Here is a 19,466-nt window from a genome sequence, read left to right as displayed (position 1 = left end):
CCGCTTAGCGGCAGTAGCTGCCACTGCGATAGCGCGCCGTGTCGAAGTGAAAGTGGTCTTGGTGAAAGCGGTCCGCCTCTGGCCCCAGCACCGTGCCAAACGGCCCGCAGGCGCCCCGGTGCATCCGTCGCAAAGCCGCGCTGCTGCGCCGCGCGCGCCAGCCCTTCAACAGGCTGATCGTGCTGCCGTCCGCCAGTTCAAACCCGGAAATGTCGATCGCGCGGCCCTTGCCATGTTCGGAGATCTTGCCCCCCTTGCGGTTGTTCCGCGTCCGGCAGGCGTAATGCGCGGCGACCTTGAGCTCCTTCAGCCCGCCGCCCTGCCCCGCCAAAGCAGGCACCGCCGATTGGCGCACCCATGTGTTCAGCGCCTTGGCCGTGGTGCAATCCATCACCGCCGCGGTGCTGAGCCGGATGCCCGAGACCGAGCGTATCTTGACCGCATTCTCAACCCCGCAACCGCTGATCCGGCCCGGCACCCGGCCCACCCGCGTGCCCTGTATCGCCAGATCGCCGCAGACCGCGCCCTTGGCCAACATCCGCTGGCGTGCTCGAGCAGCCTGTTCGACCTTGGCGCTGCGCAGGGTGGGACGGAGCGATGCTTTCATCCCCTGCCCGCCCTCGGCGGCGGCACGGGCGGCGGGGTCACGTTCGGGCGGGGCGATCGCGCCGCCGGGGGCGACGCTGACCGGCAAGCTATCCCCCTGCTGACGCGCCACGGGCCGCTCAGAACTGTCCGGCCCCGCAGCCAGGGCAATTTGCCCCAGCATGATCAGCGGCAGGACAGCCCAGCCCTTCATGACTTGGGCGCGCCCCGGCCAAAGTCGGGCGCGTCGGTATCCTGCCCCGCCTCGATAATGCCGCGTCGGATCGCGCGGGTACGAGTAAAATAGGCGTGCAGATGCTCGCCGTCGCCGGTCCGAATGGCGCGTTGCAGGGCGAAAAGCTCTTCGGTGAAACGGCCGAGGATTTCCAGCGTCGCGTCCTTGTTGGTCAGAAAGACATCGCGCCACATCGTGGGATCACTCGCCGCGATCCGGGTGAAGTCGCGGAAACCGGCGGCGGAATACTTGATCACCTCGCTGTCGGTTACCCGGCGCAGATCGTCGGCCACGCCCACCATCGTATAGGCGATGAGGTGCGGCGCGTGGGAGGTGACGGCCAGCACCAGATCGTGATGTTCGGCGTCCATTTCCTCGACATTGGCGCCCACCCCTTCCCAAAGCGCGCGCAGCCGCGCGATGGCGTCCTTGTCGGTGCCCTCAACCGGGACCAGCAGGCACCAGCGGTTGTCGAAGAGCTCGGCAAAGCCGCTGCGCGGGCCGGAATGCTCGGTCCCCGCCAGCGGGTGCGCGGGGATGAAATGCACACCTTCGGGCAGATGCGGCCCCACCTGCGCGATGACGTCGGCCTTGACCGAGCCTACGTCCGTCACCGTGGCACCGGGTGCGAGATGCGGCGCGATTTCTGCGGCCACGGTGCCCATGACACCTACCGGCACGCAGAGCACCACCAGATCGGCGCCCGCGACGGCCTCAGCAGCACTGTCGCAGACCCGGTCGCAAAGCCCGATCTCGCGCGCCGTGGCGCGGGTCTCGTCACTGCGGGCATAGCCGGTGACTTCGCCCGCCAGACCGCCACGCTTCATCGCCCAGAACAGCGAGGAGGCAATCAGCCCTAGCCCGATCAGGGCGACCCTGTCATAGACCTGCGCCATCAGTTGCCCCCCTTGAACTGCCGCACGGCATGGACGACGCGGCGGCAGGCGCTCTCATCGCCCACGGTGATGCGCAGGCAGTTGGGCAGGTTGTAGCCCGCCACCCGGCGCACGATGAGCCCTTGGGTCTTGAGGTAGTCGTCACAAGCCTCGGCCTCGGCCTGATTGGCGAAGCGGGCCAGCACGAAATTGGCGAGCGAGACGTCCGAGGGCACGCCGATCTCGGCCAGCGCATCGGCCAGCCACGTGCGCCAGCGGGCGTTCTCGGCCCGGCAATGGTCGGTATAGGCGCGGTCGCGCATCGCCGCCTCGGCGGCGTTGAGTGCGGCCTGCGACAGGTTGAAAGGACCGCGCACGCGGTTCAGCACGTCGATCACATGGGCTGGCCCATAGCCCCAACCGATGCGCAGCCCGCCCAGCCCGTAGAGCTTTGAGAAGGTGCGCGTCATCACCACGTTGTCGCGGCGGTCCACCAAGGCGGCGCCGCCGTCATAGCCCTCGACATATTCGGCATAGGCCCCGTCGAGCACCAGAAGCGCCTGCGGCGGCAGCGCCTCGGCCAGACGTTCAAGCTCGGCCAGACCGATCATCGTGCCGGTGGGGTTGTTGGGGTTGGCGATGAACACCAGCCGCGTCGCCTCGGTGCAGGCGGCGAGGATGGCATCGACATCGGTCACCCGCTCACGCTCGGGCACCTCGACGGGCGTAGCCCCCGCGGCGAGGGCGGAAATGCGGTACATGGCAAAGCCGTGCTCGGTGTGCACGACCTCGGTGCCCGGACCGGCATAGGCTTGGCAGAGAAAAGCGATGATCTCATCCGAACCCGCGCCGCAGATGATCCGCTCGGCATCGAGGTCCAGCACCTCAGCAATGGCGGCGCGCAGGGCGCTATGGTCGGAGGATGGGTAGCGATGCAGGTCATAGGCCGCGCGACGATAGGCTTCGACGGCGGCGGGGCTGGGCCCCAGCGGGTTCTCGTTCGAGCTGAGTTTGACCACATTCTCAAGGCCCGCGACATGCGCCGCACCCCCTTGATAAAGGTCGATCTCCATAATGCCCGGTTGCGGTGCGATCTGTGTCATCTCGCTCTCATCCTCACGCTACTGCCGCCCTTCTATCGGGGGTGTCGCGGTGATGCCAGAATCATTCTGCATCCGCGGCGCCAGCGGACAGGCTGTTGCCCTGCTGCCCGCCGCCCTGCGCAAAAAGAAAAGGCCGCGCGGTTCGCACCACGCGGCCTTTGGTATTCGACAGGCGAAGAAGCTTAGTTCTTCGCGTAGAATTCCACGACGAGGTTCGGCTCCATGACAACCGGGTACGGCACGTCGCCGAGGCTCGGTGTGCGCACGAAAGTCGCGGTCATTTTGGAGTGGTCACACTCAAGGTAATCCGGCACGTCACGCTCGGGCAGTTGCACGGCTTCCAGAACCGAAGTCAGCTGCTTGGAACGGTCACGCACTTCGATGACGTCACCCTCTTTCACACGGTAGGAGGGGATGTTGACCTTGCGGCCGTTCACTTTGACGTGGCCGTGGTTGACGAACTGGCGTGCGGCGAAAACGGTCGGCACGAATTTGGCGCGGTAAACAACGGCGTCCAGACGGCGCTCCAGCAGGCCGATCAGGTTTTCACCGGTGTCGCCCTTGACGCGCTCGGCTTCGCCGTAGATGCGACGGAACTGCTTTTCGGTCAGGTCGCCATAGTAGCCCTTGAGCTTCTGCTTGGCGCGCAGCTGGATGCCGAAGTCCGACATTTTGCCCTTGCGGCGCTGGCCGTGCTGGCCGGGGCCGTATTCACGACGGTTCACCGGGGACTTCGGACGACCCCAGATGTTTTCGCCCATACGGCGGTCTAGTTTGTGCTTGGCAGCTGTGCGTTTTGTCACGGCTGATCTCCTTTATAAGGCCCCGAGGGGCGGTAAAGGGCGTTGTCCTTTGGCCGAAGCCCGACAGGCTTCCCCTTGCGGGGTCCACCAACACCAATGAAGGGGCGCTTATACGGGGCTATGGCAGGGAGTCAACGGGGGATTCTCGGCGAATTTGATACGCCCCGCCCCTACCGTGCCATCGCAGCGCAGGGCGCGTGGCGGTGACAGGTCAGGATATGATCATTCACCAGCCCGCAGGCCTCCATCCAGGCATAGGTGATCGTCGGCCCGCAGAACTTGAAACCGGCTTTCTTCAGGTCTTTGCTCACCTGCTCGGACAAGGCGGTCTTCGGCGGCACCTCGGCCTGTGTGGCAAAGCGGTTTTGCAGCGGTTTGCCATCGACATAGCGCCACATGAAGGCGTCGAACCCCTCGCGCGCGTCCACCTCCTGCCATGCGCGCGCGTTGGTGATGGCGGCCTCGATCTTGCCCCGGTGGCGGATGATGCCCGGATCACTCAGCAGGCGCAGCACATCCGCCTCGCCCCATTCGGCGATCTGATGCGGGTCGAACCCGGCAAAGGCCGCACGGAAATTATCGCGTTTTTTAAGGATCGTGATCCAGCTCAGCCCCGCCTGAAACCCGTCAAGGATCAGCTTTTCCCAAAGCGCGCGGCTGTCGTATTCGGGCACGCCCCATTCGGTGTCATGGTAGGCTTGGTAAATCGGGTCATCCCCGGCCCAGTCACAGCGCTGCATCTTCGGCTCTCCTCCGCGCGATCCACCGCGGAAATCGCCGCCGATTAAGACCGTATTATCACCTTTGCGCCCATACCAATCGCAGGACAGCAAGAGAGTACCGCCGTGCCCCGTCGATTCCAACGCCCTTTCGCCGACGTTCCCCCCGGTGGGGACAGCCCGCTGAACCATGCGGTGATGCAGCGCGATGCCGCGACGCTTGAAATGGTGCGCGAGGCCGTGGCCCATCGCCAAACGCTGCTGGCGTTCCAGCCCGTCATGCTGGCCAGCGATCCGACAAATGTGGCCTTTCACGAGGGGCTGATCCGCCTGCTTGATCCCACGGGCCGCGTGATTCCGGCCAAGGATTTCATGCCCGCGATCGAGGACACGGATACCGGGCGGCAGGTGGATGTTCTGGCCCTAAGTCTCGGGCTGAACGCGCTGCACCACCATCCCGGGCTTCGACTGTCGATCAATATGTCCGCCCGCTCCATCGGGTATCAGGAATGGACCCGCGTCTTGCGCCACTGGCTGGCCCGCGATGCCACCTTGGGCGAGCGGCTGATCCTTGAGATCACGGAAAGCTCGGCCATGATGGTGCCGGAACTTGTGACGAGCTTCATGAACCAATTGCAGCCCCACGGCATCTGCTTTGCCATGGATGATTTCGGGGCGGGGCAAACGGCGATCCGCTATTTCAAGGATTTCTACTTTGATGTCCTGAAGCTTGACGGGCAGTTCATCCGCGGCATCGCCACCAACCCCGACAACCGCGCCCTGACCGCCGCACTGATGTCCATCGCCACGCATTTCGACATGCTGACCGTGGCCGAATGCGTCGAGAACGCCGCCGATGCGGCGGTGCTGACCGAGATGGGCGTCGATTGCCTGCAAGGCTACCACTTCGCCGCGCCAACCACCCGGCCCCCATGGCTGAATTTCGACCGGGTGCGGGCCACCGGCTAGGCCCGCGCGGGCAGGCCGCCGGGGCTGCGGCGGCGGGCTGCCTGCTCAGTTGCCGCATTGCAGCGCATCCGCTATCACTACCTCAGAGGGACGGGAGCGCCCACGCCCGACGATGGCGCGTGTCGGTGTGCCCCCGCCCAACAAGGTAGAGGAAAGTCACATCATGACCAATGTCGTCATCGCATCCGCAGCCCGGACCGCCGTGGGCAGTTTCGGCGGAGCGTTCGCCAATACGCCCGCCCATGATCTTGGTGCCGCCGTTCTGAAAGAACTGGTGGCCCGCGCCGGGGTGGACCCGTCCGAAGTCTCCGAGACCATTTTGGGGCAGGTGCTGACCGCCGCCCAAGGTCAGAACCCGGCGCGTCAGGCGCATATCAACGCAGGGCTGCCGAAAGAGAGCGCGGCTTGGGGCATCAATCAGGTCTGCGGCTCGGGCCTGCGCGCCGTGGCGCTGGCGGCCCAACATATCCAACTTGGTGACGCGAACATCGTGGCCGCTGGCGGGCAAGAGAACATGACCCTCAGCCCCCATGCGCAAAACCTCCGCGCGGGCCAGAAAATGGGCGATTTGCAGTTCATCGACACGATGATCCGCGACGGTCTCTGGGATGCGTTCAACGGCTACCACATGGGCCAAACCGCTGAGAACGTGGCCGAGAAATGGCAGATCAGCCGCGACCAGCAGGATGAATTCGCCGTCGCCTCGCAGAACAAGGCCGAAGCGGCCCAGAAGGCTGGCAAATTCGCCGATGAGATCGTTCCTTTCACCATCAAGACCCGCAAAGGCGAGACGGTCGTCGATCAGGACGAATACATCCGCCACGGCGCCAATATCGAAGCGATGCAGAAGCTGCGCCCGGCCTTCGCCAAGGACGGCTCCGTCACCGCGGCCAATGCCTCGGGCATCAACGACGGTGCGGCAGGTGCGCTCCTGATGAGCGCGGATGAGGCCGAAAAGCGGGGCATTCAGCCGCTGGCGCGGATCGCCTCCTATGCCACTGCCGGTCTCGACCCGTCGATCATGGGCGTCGGCCCCGTCTATGCATCGCGCAAGGCGCTGGAGAAAGCCGGTTGGTCTTCCGAAGACCTCGATCTGGTGGAAGCCAACGAAGCCTTCGCCGCGCAGGCCTGCGCCGTGAACAAGGAAATGGGCTGGGATCCGGAAATCGTGAACGTCAACGGCGGTGCCATCGCCATTGGCCACCCGATTGGCGCCTCGGGCGCGCGGGTGCTCAACACTCTCCTGTTCGAAATGCAGCGCCGTGACGCCAAGAAAGGTTTGGCGACGCTGTGTATCGGCGGCGGTATGGGTGTTGCCATGTGCCTTGAGCGCCCCTAAGACTGAATCGGCGCGCAACTTTCTTGCGCGCTGAAACATGCATTTGCAAGAACATTACCTTGAGGGAGGGATTACATGTCACGCATCGCTTTGGTCACCGGGGGAAGTCGCGGGATTGGCGCGGCCATTTCGACCACGCTGAAGGACAAAGGCTATACCGTCGCCGCCACCTATGCCGGCAATGACGAAGCCGCCGCGAAATTCACCGAAGAGACCGGCATCAAGACCTATAAATGGAACGTGGCAGATTACGACGCCTCCAAAGCGGGGATCGAACAGGTCGAAGCCGAGCTTGGCCCCATCGAGGTGGTGGTCGCCAATGCGGGCATCACCCGCGACGCGCCCTTTCACAAGATGACCCCCGACCAGTGGAATGAAGTCATCGCCACCAATCTGACCGGCGTCTTCAACACGATCCACCCGGTCTGGCCCGGCATGCGCGAACGCAAGTTCGGGCGCGTTGTCGTGATCTCTTCGATCAACGGGCAAAAGGGGCAGTTCGCGCAGGTAAACTACGCCGCGACCAAGGCGGGTGATCTGGGCATCGTGAAGTCTCTGGCCCAAGAAGGCGCGCGCGCGGGCATCACCGCCAATGCCATCTGCCCCGGCTATATCGCGACCGATATGGTCATGGCGGTGCCCGAAAAAGTCCGTGAAAGCATCATCGCGCAGATCCCCGCCGGACGCTTGGGAGAGCCCGAAGAAATTGCCCGTGCGGTGGCCTTCCTCGTTTCCGACGATGCGGGTTTCATCAATGGCTCGACCATCTCGGCCAATGGGGCGCAATTCGTCGTCTGACCGGCCGATGTTCTGGAAATTTAATGGGCCAGTCTTTTCCAAAGACTGGCCTTTTTAATGGGAAAACAGAACCCGACTGCGTCCTTTACTAGCCATCCAGCCTGCCGCCCCGCCAAAGCGGAACGACAGCGATCAAAACGCCGCATTGCGCGGCGAGGGTCAGCTCGACAGGCGGCTAATCTCCTCTTTCAAACGCAGTTTTTCCTTCTTCATGGAAGCCACTTTCAAATCGTCCATACCGGGGGCGCGTTGCGCGGTTTCCACCGCCTCACTCATCGCCTGATGCTTGCGCTTCAGGGTGTCCAGATGTGCGTTCAAAGCCATACAATCCTCCATGATTGGTGTGTAGAATTTCAGTGGACCACAGCGCGACCCACAAGTCACGCGGCACCGCAGCATACGGGTGAAGTTGGTAAAGAAACGCTTAAGAAGTAGGATAGACCAGCGGCGCCCCCCGGCGCAGGACCGCTTCGATTTCCGGCACATAGCTATCGCCATCCCCCTCATGCCGCGCGCCGAGGTGCATGACAAAGCTGTGATAGAGCCGAAAAGCACCGCGTCCGTTCTTGCGCGCACGCAAGAGAATCAACTCCGGCATCCGCCCCGCGCGCGAGGCGAGCGGCAGCACTTCGACCGATCCCATCTCATGCGGCAGCGCCGCCAGAATCTCGGGCAGCCGTTCGGCGCGATGGATAAAATGCGCCTGCCCTTTGGGCTTTAGCCGCCGCGCGGCGGTGCGGACCCATTGTCGCAGGGGCGTCGCCTCGCCCAAGGCCGTCTCGCGCCCGGGATCGCGGGACTGGACCGAGGCGGCCCGGTCGAAATAGGGCGGATTGGCAAGAACGTGGTCAAATTGTCGCTGGCGCAGATGCATGGGCATCTCGGTCAGATCAGCCTCCACCACCTCCAGCGCCGCGCCGCCATTGCGCCGCGCCAGTTCGGCATAGGCGGGTTGCAGCTCACAGCCCGTCAGCGTCAGTCCCGGCACCCGTGCCCCCAGACAAAGCACCGCCGCACCGGCCCCGCAGCCAAGCTCCAGCACGCTTTGCCCTGCCTCCGCCTCGATGCTCGCGGCCAGCAAAACCGGGTCCACCCCGGCACGATAGCCCCGCCCCCGGCGCGGCTGCCAGAGGTGCAGCTTGCCGCCGAGAAAAGCGTCGCAGGTCAGGTCGTCTTCGGTGAAACGGGTCACAGCCCCAGCGGAATCTCATTGTCGCGCATCACCCGCAGGGCGGCGTCATGGTCATCAGGATGCACCATCAGGCGGCGCGGGAAAATCCCGATGCCCCCTTCGAGCACGCTCATGTTTACGTCCATTTCAAAGCAGTCTATATCCTCCCCCCTGAGAAGGGCGGTGGCAAAGGCGATGATGGTCATGTCGGTGCTGCGCAAAAGTTCCTTCATATCAAAGATGTAGAGCCGGATCACCGGCATGTCGAGCGGGACGCGGGAAATGATGATGAAAAGTGATGCAACGGGCAAACCGCACGACCGCATGGCGGCCTATCTAAGCGATGATATGGCGGCGGTCAGCGCCCTGATCCGCGAGCGGATGGCGTCGAAACACGCGCCCCGCATCCCCGAGGTCACCGCCCATCTGGTTGAGGCGGGCGGCAAGCGCCTGCGCCCGATGCTGACGCTGGCCGCGGCCCGGATGTGCGGCTATGACGGGCCCTATCACGTCCATCTGGCCGCCACCGTTGAGTTCATTCACACCGCGACCCTGCTGCACGACGATGTGGTGGACGAAAGCGCCCAACGGCGAGGGCGGCCCACGGCGAACCTTCTGTGGGACAACCAGTCGTCGGTGCTGGTCGGGGACTACCTCTTTGCCCGCAGCTTTCAGTTGATGACCGAGCCGGGCTCGATGCCGGTGATGCGCATCCTGTCGAACGCCGCCGCGACCATCGCGGAGGGGGAGGTGCTGCAACTGACCGCGGCGCAGAATCTGGCCACGGATGAACAGGTCTATCTGCAAGTCGTGCGCGGCAAAACGGCGGCGCTCTTCTCAGCCGCGACCGAGGTGGGCGGCGTGATCGCCGATGCTCCAGAGGATCAGGTCACGGCGCTCTATGACTATGGTGACGCCCTTGGCATTGCCTTCCAGATCGTCGACGATCTGCTGGATTATCAGGGCGACACAGGGGCCACGGGCAAGAACGTCGGTGACGATTTCCGCGAGCGCAAGCTGACCCTGCCGGTGATCAAAGCCGTGGCCAAGGCCGACGAGGAAGAGCGCGCCTTTTGGACCCGCACCATTGAGAAGGGCAAACAAGAAGAGGGCGACCTCGACCATGCGCTGATGCTTTTGGCCAAACACGACACGCTCACCGCGACGCAGCGCGATGCCTGCGACTGGGCGGAGAAGGCCAAAGCGGCGCTTGCCCCCCTGCCCGACCATGAGTTGAAAGACATGTTGATCGATCTGGCCGACTACGTCGTCGCCCGGATCAGCTAAGCGGCCAAGATCGGCGCGGCGGCGACCCACCATCGCGGCGCCGCGCTGGCAATACGATGGGCCGCCGCCTCGGCCTGCGCCGCCGTGGCGTAGAGGCCGAAACAGGTCGCGCCCGAGCCCGACATCCGCGCCAGCGCCGCATCGCTCAGCGCCTCCAGACAGCCCCCGATGACCGGCTCCCGCGCGATGGCGGGCGCGGCAAGGGCGTTGCGTTGTGCGCTCAGAAAATCGATGAAGTCGGAAAAGCGCGCGAAGCTCGGGATCACCTCGGGCATCGGCGGCTGGTTCTTGTCGCTGAGCGCCGAGAAGACAGCGGGCGTCGGCACATCGACGCCGGGGTTCACCAGCACCATATGGCAAGGCGGCAGCGCGGAAAGCGGCGTGAGGATCTCCCCCACCCCCTGCATCCGCTGCGGGCCGCGGGTCAGGCAGACCGGCACATCCGCCCCGAGCTGCGCCGTCTCTTCGGGCAGCGGAACGCCCCAATGCGCCGCAAGCATGTCCAAGGCCGCCGCCGCGTCGGCAGAGCCGCCCCCGATCCCCGCCGCCGCGGGCAGGTGTTTCTCAAGATGCAGTGCGGCGCCACGGCCCGCGCCTGCGTCCAGCATCTCTGCCGCGCGCAGGGCAAGATTGCGGGCATCGGTCGGCACCCCTTCGGCCCGCGGACCGCTGACCGTCAGGGTCAAATCATCCGCGGCAGCCACATGCAGCCGATCACCCACGCCAGCCCGCACCACCAGCGAATCCAGCAGGTGATAGCCGTCGGCCCGCTGGCCGGTGCAATGCAGGGTCAGGTTCACCTTGGCCCAAGCCATTCGCGACGCCGCAGCGCCGGGGTCGGCGGGCGCCCCATTCTTCGAAAGGCTCATTCGTCCGCAGCAACCTTGAGCGGGGCCGCGCCCTCTTCGGCCAGCACGGCATCGAGCCCGACTTCCAGCTTGCGGCGCATCCGCTCGGGGTCGGCCTCGGAATCCGCATCCGTCAGGTCAACGAAAGAGAGCGCCCGACGCCATTGGAATTCGGCCTCGCGCTTGCGGCCCACAGCCCAATAAACATCCCCGAGGTGATCGTTCACCACCGGATCGACCGGCTCCAACTCGACCGCGCGCTCCATCTGCTCAACCGCTTCTTCGTAGCGGTCCAGCCGGTAGAAGACCCAGCCCAGCGAATCGACGATATAGCCGCTGTCGGGGCTGGCCGCGACGGCGCGTTCGATCATCTCCAGCGCCTCGTCCAAGTTGCGCTGCTGTTCGACCAGCGAGTAGCCGAGGTAGTTCAGCACCTGCGGCTGCTCGGGGTTCAACTCAAGCGCGGCGCGGAAATCGGCCTCCGACCCTTCCCAATCGCCGCTACGCTCCTTGGCGATAGCGCGGGCGTAGAACAGCACCCAGCGGGCACGGGCGGTTTCGGGTGTCAGCGCGAGCGCTTGGTCGTAGGAGGCGATGGCCGCCTCATAGTCCTCTTCAGCCCGCAGCATGTCGCCTAGCGTGGAATGCACCACGGCCAGATCACCATGGCTGCGCGCAAGTTGTTCCAGCACTTCGATGGCCTGCGCGGTCTTGCCCGAGCGGCGCAGCGCATCGGCGCGGCCCAGTTCGGCGGCGTGATAGGCCGGGCTGTCGGCAGGCAGGGATTTATATTCGGCAATCGCCAGATCATGCTCGCCAAGGTTCTCCAAAAGGCTTGCCGTCAGCAAAAGCGCATCGACATGGTCCGGGCGCAGGTAACGCGCGATGCGCGAATAGAGCAGAACGTAATAGTCCCCCGCCGCTTCATTGCGCAGCACGGCGGCGAAGGTGAAAAACACCTCAGCCATGCCCGCTTGGGCGTCGGGCATATGGCTGAAGGGCGCGGGCGTTTCCTGCTGCAAACCTTCGATGAGCCGCGCGATTTCGGGGTCGCTATCCGCGCCAAAACCGTCAGAGAGCACGGCCAGCGCATCCTCGCTGCGCCCCAATTGGCCAAGAATCTCGGCATGGGCCATCACGCCGCGCCGGGTCTGACCTGCGGCCCCTGCCTCACCACTGGCAAAGATCGCCTCCGCCCCTTCGAAGTCGCCGACGCTCGCCAGCGCGAGGGCCTTGTGATACATCACGAAGCCCTGCATCCCGGCCTCTTCGCTCAGGCTGTCGAAAGCCTTTAGCGCGGCGGTGACATCGCCCGCCCCCATATGCGCCCATGCCTGCACCAGCCCGCCGACCCAAGGGCCGATGGCCGAGGTATCGCGTTCAAGCAGGGCCTTGTAATCGCCCTCTTTCGCCAAGGCGGCCACAAGGGTCATCTCGGCCACCTGGCTCTTGGTGCCGAGGGTGATCATATTGCGTGCCAGCGGCAGCGCCTTGTCCACCCGCCCGAGCGAGAGATAGGACAGCACCGCGCTTTCCATCAATTCGATGTTCTTCGGGTCCCGCGCCAGCGCCTCGGTGTAGTACCGCGCGGCCTCGGGATAGTCGCTGTTCACGGCGGCATGACGCCCCGCCAGATAGGGGCCTGCGACCGATTGCGCCATCAGCGGCGCCGACAGGCCGATGCAAAGCGCCGCAACGCTGGTGAAACCTAGGACATTCCGAAACATGCAAACCGCCTCATATCGCTTTGTACGCAGGCTATCATCTTCGTGCCGGGGCGCAATGGCGGGGCGGTGATGTCGCCCGGGGCCGACAGGATTTCGCCGAAAAGACGAACAGACCGACACGCCTGCGCGTGCCGGTCCTTTAATTGCGCCTTTGGCGATGGCTCACATATTCGGGTAGTTCGGCCCGTCACCGCCCTGCGGGGTGGTCCAGACGATGTTCTGTGTCGGGTCCTTGATGTCGCAGGTCTTGCAATGCACGCAGTTCTGGAAGTTGATCTGGAACCGCGTCTCGCCGGTTTTGTCATCCTCGACGAACTCGTAAACCCCCGCCGGGCAATAGCGGGCCGAGGGGCCCGCGTATTTCGGCAGGTTCACCTCGACCGGAATGCTCGGGTCTTTCAGCTTGAGATGCGCAGGCTGGCTCTCCTCGTGATTGGTAAAGGAGAAGGCCACATTGGTCAGACGGTCAAAGCTGAGCTTGCCATCGGGTTTGGGGTAGTCGATCTTCTTGTGCTTATCCGCAGGCTCGGTCGCCTCGGCGTCGGATTTGCCATGGCTCAGCGTGCCCAAGAGCGAGAAGCCGAGCGTGTTGGTCCACATGTCAAAGCCACCAAGCGCCAGCGACGCGGTGAGCCCGTATTTCGACCACAGCGGTTTCACGTTGCGCACCTTCTTAAGGTCCGTCGCGATCGGCCCTTCACGAACATCGGTCTCATATTCGGTCAGCTCATCACCGCCACGGCCCGCTTGGATCGCGGCATAGGCGGCCTCAGCCGCTGCCTTGCCCGAGAGCATGGCATTGTGGTTGCCCTTGATGCGCGGCACATTGACCATGCCCACCGAACAGCCCAGCAGCGCCACGCCGGGGGCCACCATCTTGGGCATCGACTGATAGCCGCCCTCGGTGATCGCCCGCGCGCCATAGGCCACGCGTTTGCCGCCTTTGAGCAGCTCGGCCACCATCGGGTGATGCTTGAACCGCTGGAATTCCATGTATGGGAAGACATGCGGGTTCTTGTAGCCGAGGTGAACAACAAAGCCGACGTAAACCTGATTGTTCTCAAGGTGATAGATGAACGACCCGCCGCCCGCATTGCTGTTGAGCGGCCAGCCCATTGTATGGGTCACGGTGCCTTCTTTGTGCTTGGCGGGGTCGATCTCCCAGATCTCTTTCATGCCAAGACCGTATTTCTGCGGCTCTTTGCCCTCATCCAGCCCGTATTTCGCAATGACCTGCTTGCTGAGGCTGCCGCGCACGCCTTCGGAGAGGAAGACATATTTGCCGTGCAACTCCATCCCCGGCTCATAGCTCGGCCCGGGGGTGCCATCTGCATTTTTGCCCATCTCACCGGCGACAACGCCTTTAACCTCGCCGTTCTCGCCAAAGACGAGTTCGGAGCAGGCCATGCCGGGGAAGACTTCGACGCCCAGTTCCTCGGCCTGTTCGGCCATCCAACGGCAGACATTGCCCATGGAAACGATGTAATTACCGTGGTTTTTCATCAGCGGCGGCATGGGGAATTCCGGAACACGCAGCTTGCCCGCCTCGCCCAGCAGGTAAAAGTTGTCTTCCTTCACCGGCACGTTCAGCGGCGCGCCTTTTTCCTTCCAATCGGGGATCAGCGCATCCAGCCCGCAGGGGTCGAGCACCGCGCCCGACAGGATATGCGCGCCCACTTCCGAGCCCTTTTCAAGCACCACAACATTGCAATCGGCATCCAACTGCTTGAGCCGGATCGCAGCCGACAGGCCAGCAGGCCCGGCGCCGACGATCACAACGTCATATTCCATCGCTTCGCGTTCAATCTCGGCCATTTTGGTGCTCCCTCACGGCAAATTCGGTTTGGATTTGGCTAAACCACCGCCGCGCGCAATGCAATCGCGACCCTGCGTTTATTGCGCAAAACGTGGGCTCCACGACATAACATGACGCGCGACCTTGCGGATCGCCGATTCTTCCCCCTTGAGATAGTGCTGCAGCGCCCGGTTTCACCACCCAAGCGCTGCGGCCCGCACGGCGAAAACGGGACCGGATCGACGGCAGTCAACCGCCGATCTCAGCGCCGTTAGCCCCTTGCAATTGGCGGGCAGTTTGGGTCAGGTATCTGCCAAGTTAACACGCAATTGGCCGCCCCCCGGCGAAAACCCGGGTGCGGCCCTCATTATGTAGGCACACCGCCATGGAAAAAATCCCGATGACCCGCGACGGTCACACCGCGCTCGAAGTCGAACTCAAGCAGCTTAAAACGGTTGAACGCCCTGCCATCATCAAGGCCATCGCCGAGGCGCGTGAACATGGCGACCTGTCGGAAAACGCCGAATATCACTCGGCCAAGGAAAAGCAGTCTTTCATCGAAGGCCGCATCAAAGAGCTTGAGGGCGTGATCTCGCTCGCCGATGTGATCGACCCCAAGAAACTGTCGGGCTCGATCAAATTCGGTGCCACGGTGACGCTGGTCGATGAGGACACGGATGAGGAAAAGACCTATCAGATCGTTGGCGAATATGAGGCCAATATCGAAAAGGGTCTTTTGAACATCAAATCCCCCATCGCGCGCGCGCTGATCGGCAAGGAAGAGGGTGATTCCGTCGAGGTGCGCACCCCCGGCGGGCAGAAATCCTATGAGGTTCTCAAGATCGTCTACGCTTGAACGGGAAGGCTGACATGGCAGAGCCCGACGCTTCCGCATCCCCAGAGCAAGCCCCCCGCGCCCCACGCGGCGGGACCGGCGCGGCACGGCCCACGCCGATGGGCATCTACGACCGGCCCAAGGCCAATAGCATCACCGAGATCGAGGTCATCGCAGGCGCGCTTTCGGCGCTCTGGCTGCTTGGCACGGCGATCTATTTCACCTTCATCGCCGCCGAGGTGCCCGAGGGCACGCCCGACAGCGGGCTGCGCGGGCTGTTGATCCTGCTGGTGGTGATCATGCCCGTCGCGATGATCTGGGTCGGGGCCACCGCCGCCCGCGCCGGGCGGGTCATGCGTGAGGAAAGCCAACGTCTGCAAGCCGCGATCGACGCGATCCGGCATTCCTATATCTCACAACAGCAGGGCAACAAACCGGCGGGCGAGGGCAGCATTGCACGCAAGCTTGATGAACTCGCCGCCAGCGTCCGTAAGACCGAGATTGCGCTGGCCGGACTTCAGGGCCGCGATGCACCATCGCGCCCCGTCGATCCGGCCCCCGCGCCGACACCGCCCGCCGCAGAAGAGCAGCCGACGCTGGCGCTTGGCACGCAGGCGGGCGACAGCGCGCAGCCGCTTTCTGCCGAGGATTTCACCCGCGCCCTCAACTTCCCCGAGACGGCGGAGGATCAGGCCGGTTTCGACGCCCTGCGCCGCGCATTGAAAGACCGGTCCGCCGCGCAGCTTGTACAGGCCGCGCAGGATGTGCTGACTCTGCTAAGCCAAGACGGCATCTATATGGACGACCTGCGCCCCGACCGCGCGCGCCCCGAAGTCTGGCGGCAATTCGCTAGCGGCGCGCGGGGCCGGACCATCGCGCCATTGGGCGGCATTCGGGATCGCTCCTCGCTGGCGCTGGCCAATGCGCGGATGCGGCAAGACCCGATCTTCCGCGACGCCGCGCATCACTTCCTGCGCCGCTTTGACCGTACCTTTGCCGAGTTCGAAAAACAGGCCACGGATGAGGAAATCTCGATGCTGGCCGATACCCGCACCGCCCGCGCCTTCATGTTGCTGGGCCGCTGCGCGGGCACCTTCGATTGACGCGCGGCCCTAGCCGGTAAAACTGCCATAAGGGATGAAACGGACGGTATCGCCCGGCGCGATGTCGCGGGCGGCCTCGTCCAGTTCGACCAGCCCTTCGGCCCAACTGAGCCCGCTGATGCGCCCCGATCCTTCGGAGGCAAAGACCTCGGCCCGGCCATCGCGCATCCGCGCGCGCAGGTATTCCCGCCGCCCGGCCTTTTTGCGTTTGTCGAATGCGGCGGGCACGTCGAAACCCTGCGGCTCTTGCCAGCCGCCCCCGGCCAAAAGCGCCATGGCGGGCCGGGCGAAGATCAGCGAACAAACCATCGCCGCCACCGGGTTGCCCGGCAGGCCAAAGACCGGCACCCCCTGCCACATCCCAAGCGCCAAAGGCCGCCCCGGTTTCACCGCGATCCGCCAAAGCTGCATCGCCCCCGCTTCGGTCAGCAGGGCCGAGACGTGGTCTTCATCCCCCGCCGATGCGCCGCCACTGGTGAGGATCACATCGACCTGCCCCGCCGCCGCGTCAAGCCGCGCGCGCAGCGCGGCGCGGTCGTCGGCCACGCGGCCCAGATCCACCGCCTCATGGCCAAATTCGGTGGTGAGTTGCAGCAGCATCGGGCGGTTGGCGTCGTAAATCTGCCCGTCGCGGGCCGTATCGCCCATTTCGACCAATTCATCGCCGGTTGAAATCACACCGACCTTGAGCATTTTGCGCAAAGACACCTCCGCCACACCGGCGGCGGCCAGAAGCGCCAGTTCCGCCGGGCCGATGCGCGTGCCCGCGGCGAGGATCACGTCGCCCGCCTGCACATCCTCCCCTGCCTTGCGGGTGTTGGCCCCCTGTTTGACCGGCCCGTGAAAGCGCAGCACGCCCTCCTCAGCGGTCACATCCTCTTGCAAAATGACGGTATCGACGCCTTCGGGCAGTGCCGCGCCGGTCAACACGCGGATCGCTTGCCCCGCAGGCACCGCACCGGGGCGGTCGCCCGCCGCCGCGCGGCCCGGCACCAGCGGCATCTCATGCAGCCCCTCGCCCCGTCCTCCGGCAAAGCCATAGCCATCGACCGCCGTATTGGGCAGCGGCGGATTGGCGCGGATGGCGGTGACATCTTCGGCCAAAATGCGCCCCCCGGCATCGGCGGCGGGCCATGGCTCGGCTTCTGTCACCGCGTGAAGCCGCGCGCGCAGCAGGTCCAGCGCCTCATTCACGGGGGTCCAATGGACGCCGGGCGGCAGGGCGAAACAGTCGTTGCGCAGGGGCGGCGGCGCGGTCGTGGCGGCGGCCGCCGGGGTGGCGATCAGCCCCACGTCGCGCAGGATGAAATCGGCAATGGCGGCGGTGTCGTTCAGATCGAAAACGGGCCGATCCACCTTAAGCGGCACATCGCTGGCAAGTGCCCGCACCGTCGGATCATCCGGCGCGATCAACGGGTTTCCGGTCTCGGCCCGATGGGCTTCGACCTTCGGATGGCCGTCGCGTTTGTAGCCTTCGATCAGCACCAGATCGACGGCCGAGAGCCGCGCCAGATGCGCCTCTAGCGGCGGCTCATCTGCCCCGCGCAGCTCATGCATCAGGGCGAAACGCGCGCCCGAGGCCAAGAGCACCTCCCGTGCGCCGGCGATGCGGTGGCGGTGGCTGTCCTTGCCGGGGTGGTCCACGTCGAATGTGTGATGCGCGTGTTTGACGGTGGAGACGGTGAACCCACGGCCCGTGATCTCGGCCACCAGCCGCTCCATCAGCCCGGTCTTGCCTGCGTTTTTCCAACCGACGACGCCGTAAACCCTCATACCATCGCCTCTGCTTTCGCCAGATCTTCGGGCGTGTTCACGTTGAAGAAGGCCGCCTCATCGGGAAAGAGCGCCTCGCGCCCGTCGTGCTGTTCGGTCCAGAGCACCACCTTGCGCAGCCCGCCCGCCAAAGCGCTGCGCAGATCGTCGCGCAGCGCCACGGGCCAGAGGCCAAAGGTCGGATGCCGCGCCGTGCCGCGTTTGGCATCCGGCGTGGCGGCGAGAGCCAGCGGATGGGCCATGCCATCGGCGGCCAGCAGCAAGCGGGGGACCAGATCGCAGGGGAAGAAAGGCGTATCGGCAGCGGCGGTCACGATGCTCTCGGCCCCCTGTTCGGCGGCCCAGTCCAGCCCGGCGAGCACCCCCGCCAGCGGCCCGGCGAAGCCTTCGATACTATCGGCCAGCACCGGGAGGCCCAGGTCGGCAAACCGCGCCGCATCGCCATTGGCATTGAGCGCCAGCCCCGCGACCTGCGGCTCCAACCGGTCGATCACCGAGTACAGGAGCGTGCCCTGCCCCAGCGGCAGCAGCCCCTTGTCACCGCCGCCCATACGGGTCGCCTGCCCGCCCGCCAGAATGACGCCAAGTGGTTGTTTCATGTGGTCAATCCTTCGCGCCCTTGCGCCCGCTTTTGCGCGGCTCCTCGGCCACGCTGGCCGGATCCGCATCGCGGATGAGCCGCCCCTCCCCGGCCAGACAGGTAAAGCGCTGCCCGCGCATCCGTCCGATCAGGGTCAGGTTCACCTGTTGGGCGATCTCCACCCCCCAAGCGGTAAAGCCCGAACGGGACGCCAACACCGGAATGCCCATCATCGCCGTCTTGATCACCATCTCAGAGGTCAGCCGCCCGGTGGTATAAAGCAACTTATCCTCGGCCCCCACCCCTTCGGAAAGCATCCAGCCCGCGATCTTGTCCACCGCATTGTGCCGGCCCACGTCCTCCATATAGACCAGCGGGCGGTCGCCGTGGCAGAGCACTGTGCCGTGGATCGCACCGGCCTCCAGATAGAGGCTCGGCGTGCGGTTGATCTTGGCCGCCAGCGCATAGAGGTCGGATGTCCGCACCGACGTCTCGGGCAAGCTCACCTCCGCCAGCCCCTCCATCATATCGCCAAAGACCGTGCCCACGGCGCAGCCGCTGGTGCGGGTCTTGCGCTGCATCTTATCTTCGTAATCGGTGGCCCGTTTGGTGCGGACGACGACGGTTTCGAGCTCTTCGTCGTAATCGACGCCGGTGATCTCTTCATCCGGGCGCAGCATCCCCTGGTTGCGCAGAAACCCAAGCGCCAGATAGGCCGGGTAATCGCCAATGGTCATGGCGGTCACGATCTCTTGCCGGTTGAGGAATATCGTCAGGGGCCGCTCTTCGACCACATTGATCGCCACCTCGGCCCCGGTGTGATCCACGCCAGAGACGCTGCGCGTCAGCCGAACAGCAGTCGGATCCGGGGCGATCAGATAATTGCTAAGTTCATTGTCTCGGGCCAATTGTATCCCCCTG

20 protein-coding genes are annotated in these 19,466 nt (G+C 64.6%); 6 read left to right on the top strand and 14 right to left on the bottom strand.

Features of this window, described 5'->3' with window-relative positions; all coding sequences use genetic code 11:
* Nucleotides 1–4 precede the first annotated feature (4 nt).
* From ACGYLX_RS00915 to ACGYLX_RS00895, 5 genes are all read right to left on the bottom strand, one after another.
* Nucleotides 5–799, bottom strand: a complete 795-nt coding sequence (locus ACGYLX_RS00915; RefSeq protein ID WP_394446824.1) for an extensin family protein — start codon at nucleotides 797–799, stop codon at nucleotides 5–7.
* Entirely contained in the window at nucleotides 796–1,716 is a 921-nt protein-coding gene (locus ACGYLX_RS00910; protein ID WP_394446823.1) for a prephenate/arogenate dehydrogenase family protein, read from the bottom strand. The genes ACGYLX_RS00915 and ACGYLX_RS00910 overlap by 4 nt, the downstream gene beginning before the upstream one ends.
* Nucleotides 1,716–2,798 carry a histidinol-phosphate transaminase gene (gene hisC / locus ACGYLX_RS00905; RefSeq protein ID WP_271693052.1) on the bottom strand — a complete coding sequence of 361 codons (1,083 nt, stop codon included), beginning with the start codon at nucleotides 2,796–2,798 and terminating at the stop codon, nucleotides 1,716–1,718. The genes ACGYLX_RS00910 and hisC overlap by 1 nt, the downstream gene beginning before the upstream one ends.
* A gap of 182 nt (nucleotides 2,799–2,980) precedes the next feature.
* Nucleotides 2,981–3,601 (bottom strand): 30S ribosomal protein S4, encoded by a 621-nt coding sequence (rpsD, locus tag ACGYLX_RS00900; RefSeq protein ID WP_271693051.1) that lies wholly within the window; start codon nucleotides 3,599–3,601, stop codon nucleotides 2,981–2,983.
* Between the two features lie 170 nt (nucleotides 3,602–3,771).
* Nucleotides 3,772–4,341, bottom strand: a complete 570-nt coding sequence (locus ACGYLX_RS00895) for a DNA-3-methyladenine glycosylase I (RefSeq protein ID WP_394446821.1) — start codon at nucleotides 4,339–4,341, stop codon at nucleotides 3,772–3,774.
* Between the two features lie 105 nt (nucleotides 4,342–4,446).
* Here ACGYLX_RS00895 and ACGYLX_RS00890 point away from each other — a divergent pair, with 105 nt between their 5' ends.
* The 3 genes from ACGYLX_RS00890 (at nucleotide 4,447) to phbB (ending at nucleotide 7,426) form a co-directional block, all read left to right on the top strand.
* Nucleotides 4,447–5,289, top strand: coding sequence for an EAL domain-containing protein (locus tag ACGYLX_RS00890; protein ID WP_394432439.1), 843 nt, complete (start codon nucleotides 4,447–4,449; stop codon nucleotides 5,287–5,289).
* A 163-nt stretch (nucleotides 5,290–5,452) separates the two neighbouring features.
* On the top strand, nucleotides 5,453–6,628 hold the full coding sequence (locus ACGYLX_RS00885) for an acetyl-CoA C-acetyltransferase (RefSeq protein ID WP_394446820.1): 1,176 nt from the start codon (nucleotides 5,453–5,455) through the stop codon (nucleotides 6,626–6,628).
* Nucleotides 6,629–6,703: 75 nt separating this feature from the next.
* A complete protein-coding gene (gene phbB / locus ACGYLX_RS00880) occupies nucleotides 6,704–7,426 on the top strand; it encodes an acetoacetyl-CoA reductase (RefSeq protein WP_209218289.1) in 723 nt (240 codons plus the stop codon).
* 159 nt (nucleotides 7,427–7,585) lie between these two features.
* On the opposite strand, the gene ACGYLX_RS00875 is transcribed toward phbB, so the two are convergent.
* The 3 genes from ACGYLX_RS00875 to ACGYLX_RS00865 all read right to left on the bottom strand — a co-directional run bounded on the left by ACGYLX_RS00875 (nucleotide 7,586) and on the right by ACGYLX_RS00865 (nucleotide 8,830).
* Nucleotides 7,586–7,750: a YdcH family protein gene (locus ACGYLX_RS00875; protein WP_082852182.1), complete on the bottom strand. Its 165-nt coding sequence runs from the start codon at nucleotides 7,748–7,750 to the stop codon at nucleotides 7,586–7,588.
* 100 nt (nucleotides 7,751–7,850) lie between these two features.
* Nucleotides 7,851–8,618, bottom strand: coding sequence for a tRNA1(Val) (adenine(37)-N6)-methyltransferase (locus tag ACGYLX_RS00870; RefSeq protein ID WP_394446818.1), 768 nt, complete (start codon nucleotides 8,616–8,618; stop codon nucleotides 7,851–7,853).
* The gene (locus tag ACGYLX_RS00865) at nucleotides 8,615–8,830 is read right to left on the bottom strand and encodes a DUF2007 domain-containing protein (protein ID WP_040700850.1); all 216 of its coding nucleotides are present in this window, start codon (nucleotides 8,828–8,830) and stop codon (nucleotides 8,615–8,617) included. The genes ACGYLX_RS00870 and ACGYLX_RS00865 overlap by 4 nt, the downstream gene beginning before the upstream one ends.
* Before the next feature lie 55 nt (nucleotides 8,831–8,885).
* Here ACGYLX_RS00865 and ACGYLX_RS00860 point away from each other — a divergent pair, with 55 nt between their 5' ends.
* Nucleotides 8,886–9,884, top strand: a complete 999-nt coding sequence (locus tag ACGYLX_RS00860) for a polyprenyl synthetase family protein (protein WP_394446816.1) — start codon at nucleotides 8,886–8,888, stop codon at nucleotides 9,882–9,884.
* Here ACGYLX_RS00860 and ACGYLX_RS00855 read toward each other — a convergent pair.
* The 3 genes from ACGYLX_RS00855 to ACGYLX_RS00845 form a co-directional block, all read right to left on the bottom strand.
* Nucleotides 9,881–10,753: a 4-(cytidine 5'-diphospho)-2-C-methyl-D-erythritol kinase gene (locus tag ACGYLX_RS00855; RefSeq protein ID WP_394446814.1), complete on the bottom strand. Its 873-nt coding sequence runs from the start codon at nucleotides 10,751–10,753 to the stop codon at nucleotides 9,881–9,883. The two genes, ACGYLX_RS00860 and ACGYLX_RS00855, sit on opposite strands and share 4 nt — an antisense overlap.
* On the bottom strand, nucleotides 10,750–12,459 hold the full coding sequence (locus ACGYLX_RS00850; RefSeq protein WP_394446812.1) for a tetratricopeptide repeat protein: 1,710 nt from the start codon (nucleotides 12,457–12,459) through the stop codon (nucleotides 10,750–10,752). Before ACGYLX_RS00850 ends, ACGYLX_RS00855 begins: the two co-directional genes overlap by 4 nt.
* A gap of 162 nt (nucleotides 12,460–12,621) precedes the next feature.
* Nucleotides 12,622–14,274 carry a 4Fe-4S dicluster domain-containing protein gene (locus tag ACGYLX_RS00845; protein ID WP_394446810.1) on the bottom strand — a complete coding sequence of 551 codons (1,653 nt, stop codon included), beginning with the start codon at nucleotides 14,272–14,274 and terminating at the stop codon, nucleotides 12,622–12,624.
* Nucleotides 14,275–14,639: 365 nt separating this feature from the next.
* Between ACGYLX_RS00845 and greA the strand changes: the two genes are divergently transcribed.
* Nucleotides 14,640–15,110, top strand: a complete 471-nt coding sequence (gene greA / locus ACGYLX_RS00840; protein ID WP_067268537.1) for a transcription elongation factor GreA — start codon at nucleotides 14,640–14,642, stop codon at nucleotides 15,108–15,110.
* Between the two features lie 14 nt (nucleotides 15,111–15,124).
* On the top strand, nucleotides 15,125–16,192 hold the full coding sequence (locus ACGYLX_RS00835; RefSeq protein ID WP_394446809.1) for a hypothetical protein: 1,068 nt from the start codon (nucleotides 15,125–15,127) through the stop codon (nucleotides 16,190–16,192).
* 9 nt (nucleotides 16,193–16,201) lie between these two features.
* Here ACGYLX_RS00835 and ACGYLX_RS00830 read toward each other — a convergent pair whose 3' ends face one another.
* The 3 genes from ACGYLX_RS00830 to ACGYLX_RS00820 are packed head-to-tail and all read right to left on the bottom strand — an operon-like array spanning nucleotide 16,202 to nucleotide 19,459.
* Nucleotides 16,202–17,965 carry a bifunctional molybdopterin-guanine dinucleotide biosynthesis adaptor protein MobB/molybdopterin molybdotransferase MoeA gene (locus tag ACGYLX_RS00830; protein WP_394446807.1) on the bottom strand — a complete coding sequence of 588 codons (1,764 nt, stop codon included), beginning with the start codon at nucleotides 17,963–17,965 and terminating at the stop codon, nucleotides 16,202–16,204.
* Entirely contained in the window at nucleotides 17,962–18,564 is a 603-nt protein-coding gene (mobA, locus tag ACGYLX_RS00825; protein ID WP_394446805.1) for a molybdenum cofactor guanylyltransferase MobA, read from the bottom strand. Before mobA ends, ACGYLX_RS00830 begins: the two co-directional genes overlap by 4 nt.
* Nucleotides 18,565–18,568: 4 nt before the next feature.
* Complete coding sequence (locus ACGYLX_RS00820) at nucleotides 18,569–19,459, bottom strand: formate dehydrogenase accessory sulfurtransferase FdhD (protein WP_394448065.1); 891 nt, start codon at nucleotides 19,457–19,459, stop codon at nucleotides 18,569–18,571.
* Nucleotides 19,460–19,466 lie beyond the last annotated feature (7 nt).

The organism is Sulfitobacter sp. 1A13496 (assembly GCF_043557225.1).
Taxonomy (GTDB): Bacteria; Pseudomonadota; Alphaproteobacteria; order Rhodobacterales; family Rhodobacteraceae; genus Sulfitobacter; species Sulfitobacter faviae.
The sequence above is the reverse complement of the archived record's forward strand: the minus strand, read 5'-3'. Positions and strand labels throughout refer to the sequence as shown.

Excerpts from the sequence above, each read along its gene's own strand:
- ACGYLX_RS00885 (WP_394446820.1), top strand. The coding sequence starts at position 5,453 with ATGACCAATGTCGTCATCGCATCCGCAGCCCGGACCGCCGTGGGCAGT.
- ACGYLX_RS00860 (WP_394446816.1), top strand. The coding sequence starts at position 8,886 with ATGAAAAGTGATGCAACGGGCAAACCGCACGACCGCATGGCGGCCTAT.
- ACGYLX_RS00865 (WP_040700850.1), bottom strand. The coding sequence starts at position 8,830 with ATGAAGGAACTTTTGCGCAGCACCGACATGACCATCATCGCCTTTGCC.
- ACGYLX_RS00835 (WP_394446809.1), top strand. The coding sequence starts at position 15,125 with ATGGCAGAGCCCGACGCTTCCGCATCCCCAGAGCAAGCCCCCCGCGCC.
- mobA (WP_394446805.1), bottom strand. The coding sequence starts at position 18,564 with ATGAAACAACCACTTGGCGTCATTCTGGCGGGCGGGCAGGCGACCCGT.
- hisC (WP_271693052.1), bottom strand. The coding sequence starts at position 2,798 with ATGACACAGATCGCACCGCAACCGGGCATTATGGAGATCGACCTTTAT.
- ACGYLX_RS00915 (WP_394446824.1), bottom strand. The coding sequence starts at position 799 with ATGAAGGGCTGGGCTGTCCTGCCGCTGATCATGCTGGGGCAAATTGCC.
- phbB (WP_209218289.1), top strand. The coding sequence starts at position 6,704 with ATGTCACGCATCGCTTTGGTCACCGGGGGAAGTCGCGGGATTGGCGCG.
- ACGYLX_RS00875 (WP_082852182.1), bottom strand. The coding sequence starts at position 7,750 with ATGGCTTTGAACGCACATCTGGACACCCTGAAGCGCAAGCATCAGGCG.
- ACGYLX_RS00855 (WP_394446814.1), bottom strand. The coding sequence starts at position 10,753 with ATGAGCCTTTCGAAGAATGGGGCGCCCGCCGACCCCGGCGCTGCGGCG.
- ACGYLX_RS00850 (WP_394446812.1), bottom strand. The coding sequence starts at position 12,459 with ATGTTTCGGAATGTCCTAGGTTTCACCAGCGTTGCGGCGCTTTGCATC.
- ACGYLX_RS00845 (WP_394446810.1), bottom strand. The coding sequence starts at position 14,274 with ATGGCCGAGATTGAACGCGAAGCGATGGAATATGACGTTGTGATCGTC.
- greA (WP_067268537.1), top strand. The coding sequence starts at position 14,640 with ATGGAAAAAATCCCGATGACCCGCGACGGTCACACCGCGCTCGAAGTC.
- ACGYLX_RS00895 (WP_394446821.1), bottom strand. The coding sequence starts at position 4,341 with ATGCAGCGCTGTGACTGGGCCGGGGATGACCCGATTTACCAAGCCTAC.
- ACGYLX_RS00910 (WP_394446823.1), bottom strand. The coding sequence starts at position 1,716 with ATGGCGCAGGTCTATGACAGGGTCGCCCTGATCGGGCTAGGGCTGATT.
- ACGYLX_RS00830 (WP_394446807.1), bottom strand. The coding sequence starts at position 17,965 with ATGAGGGTTTACGGCGTCGTCGGTTGGAAAAACGCAGGCAAGACCGGG.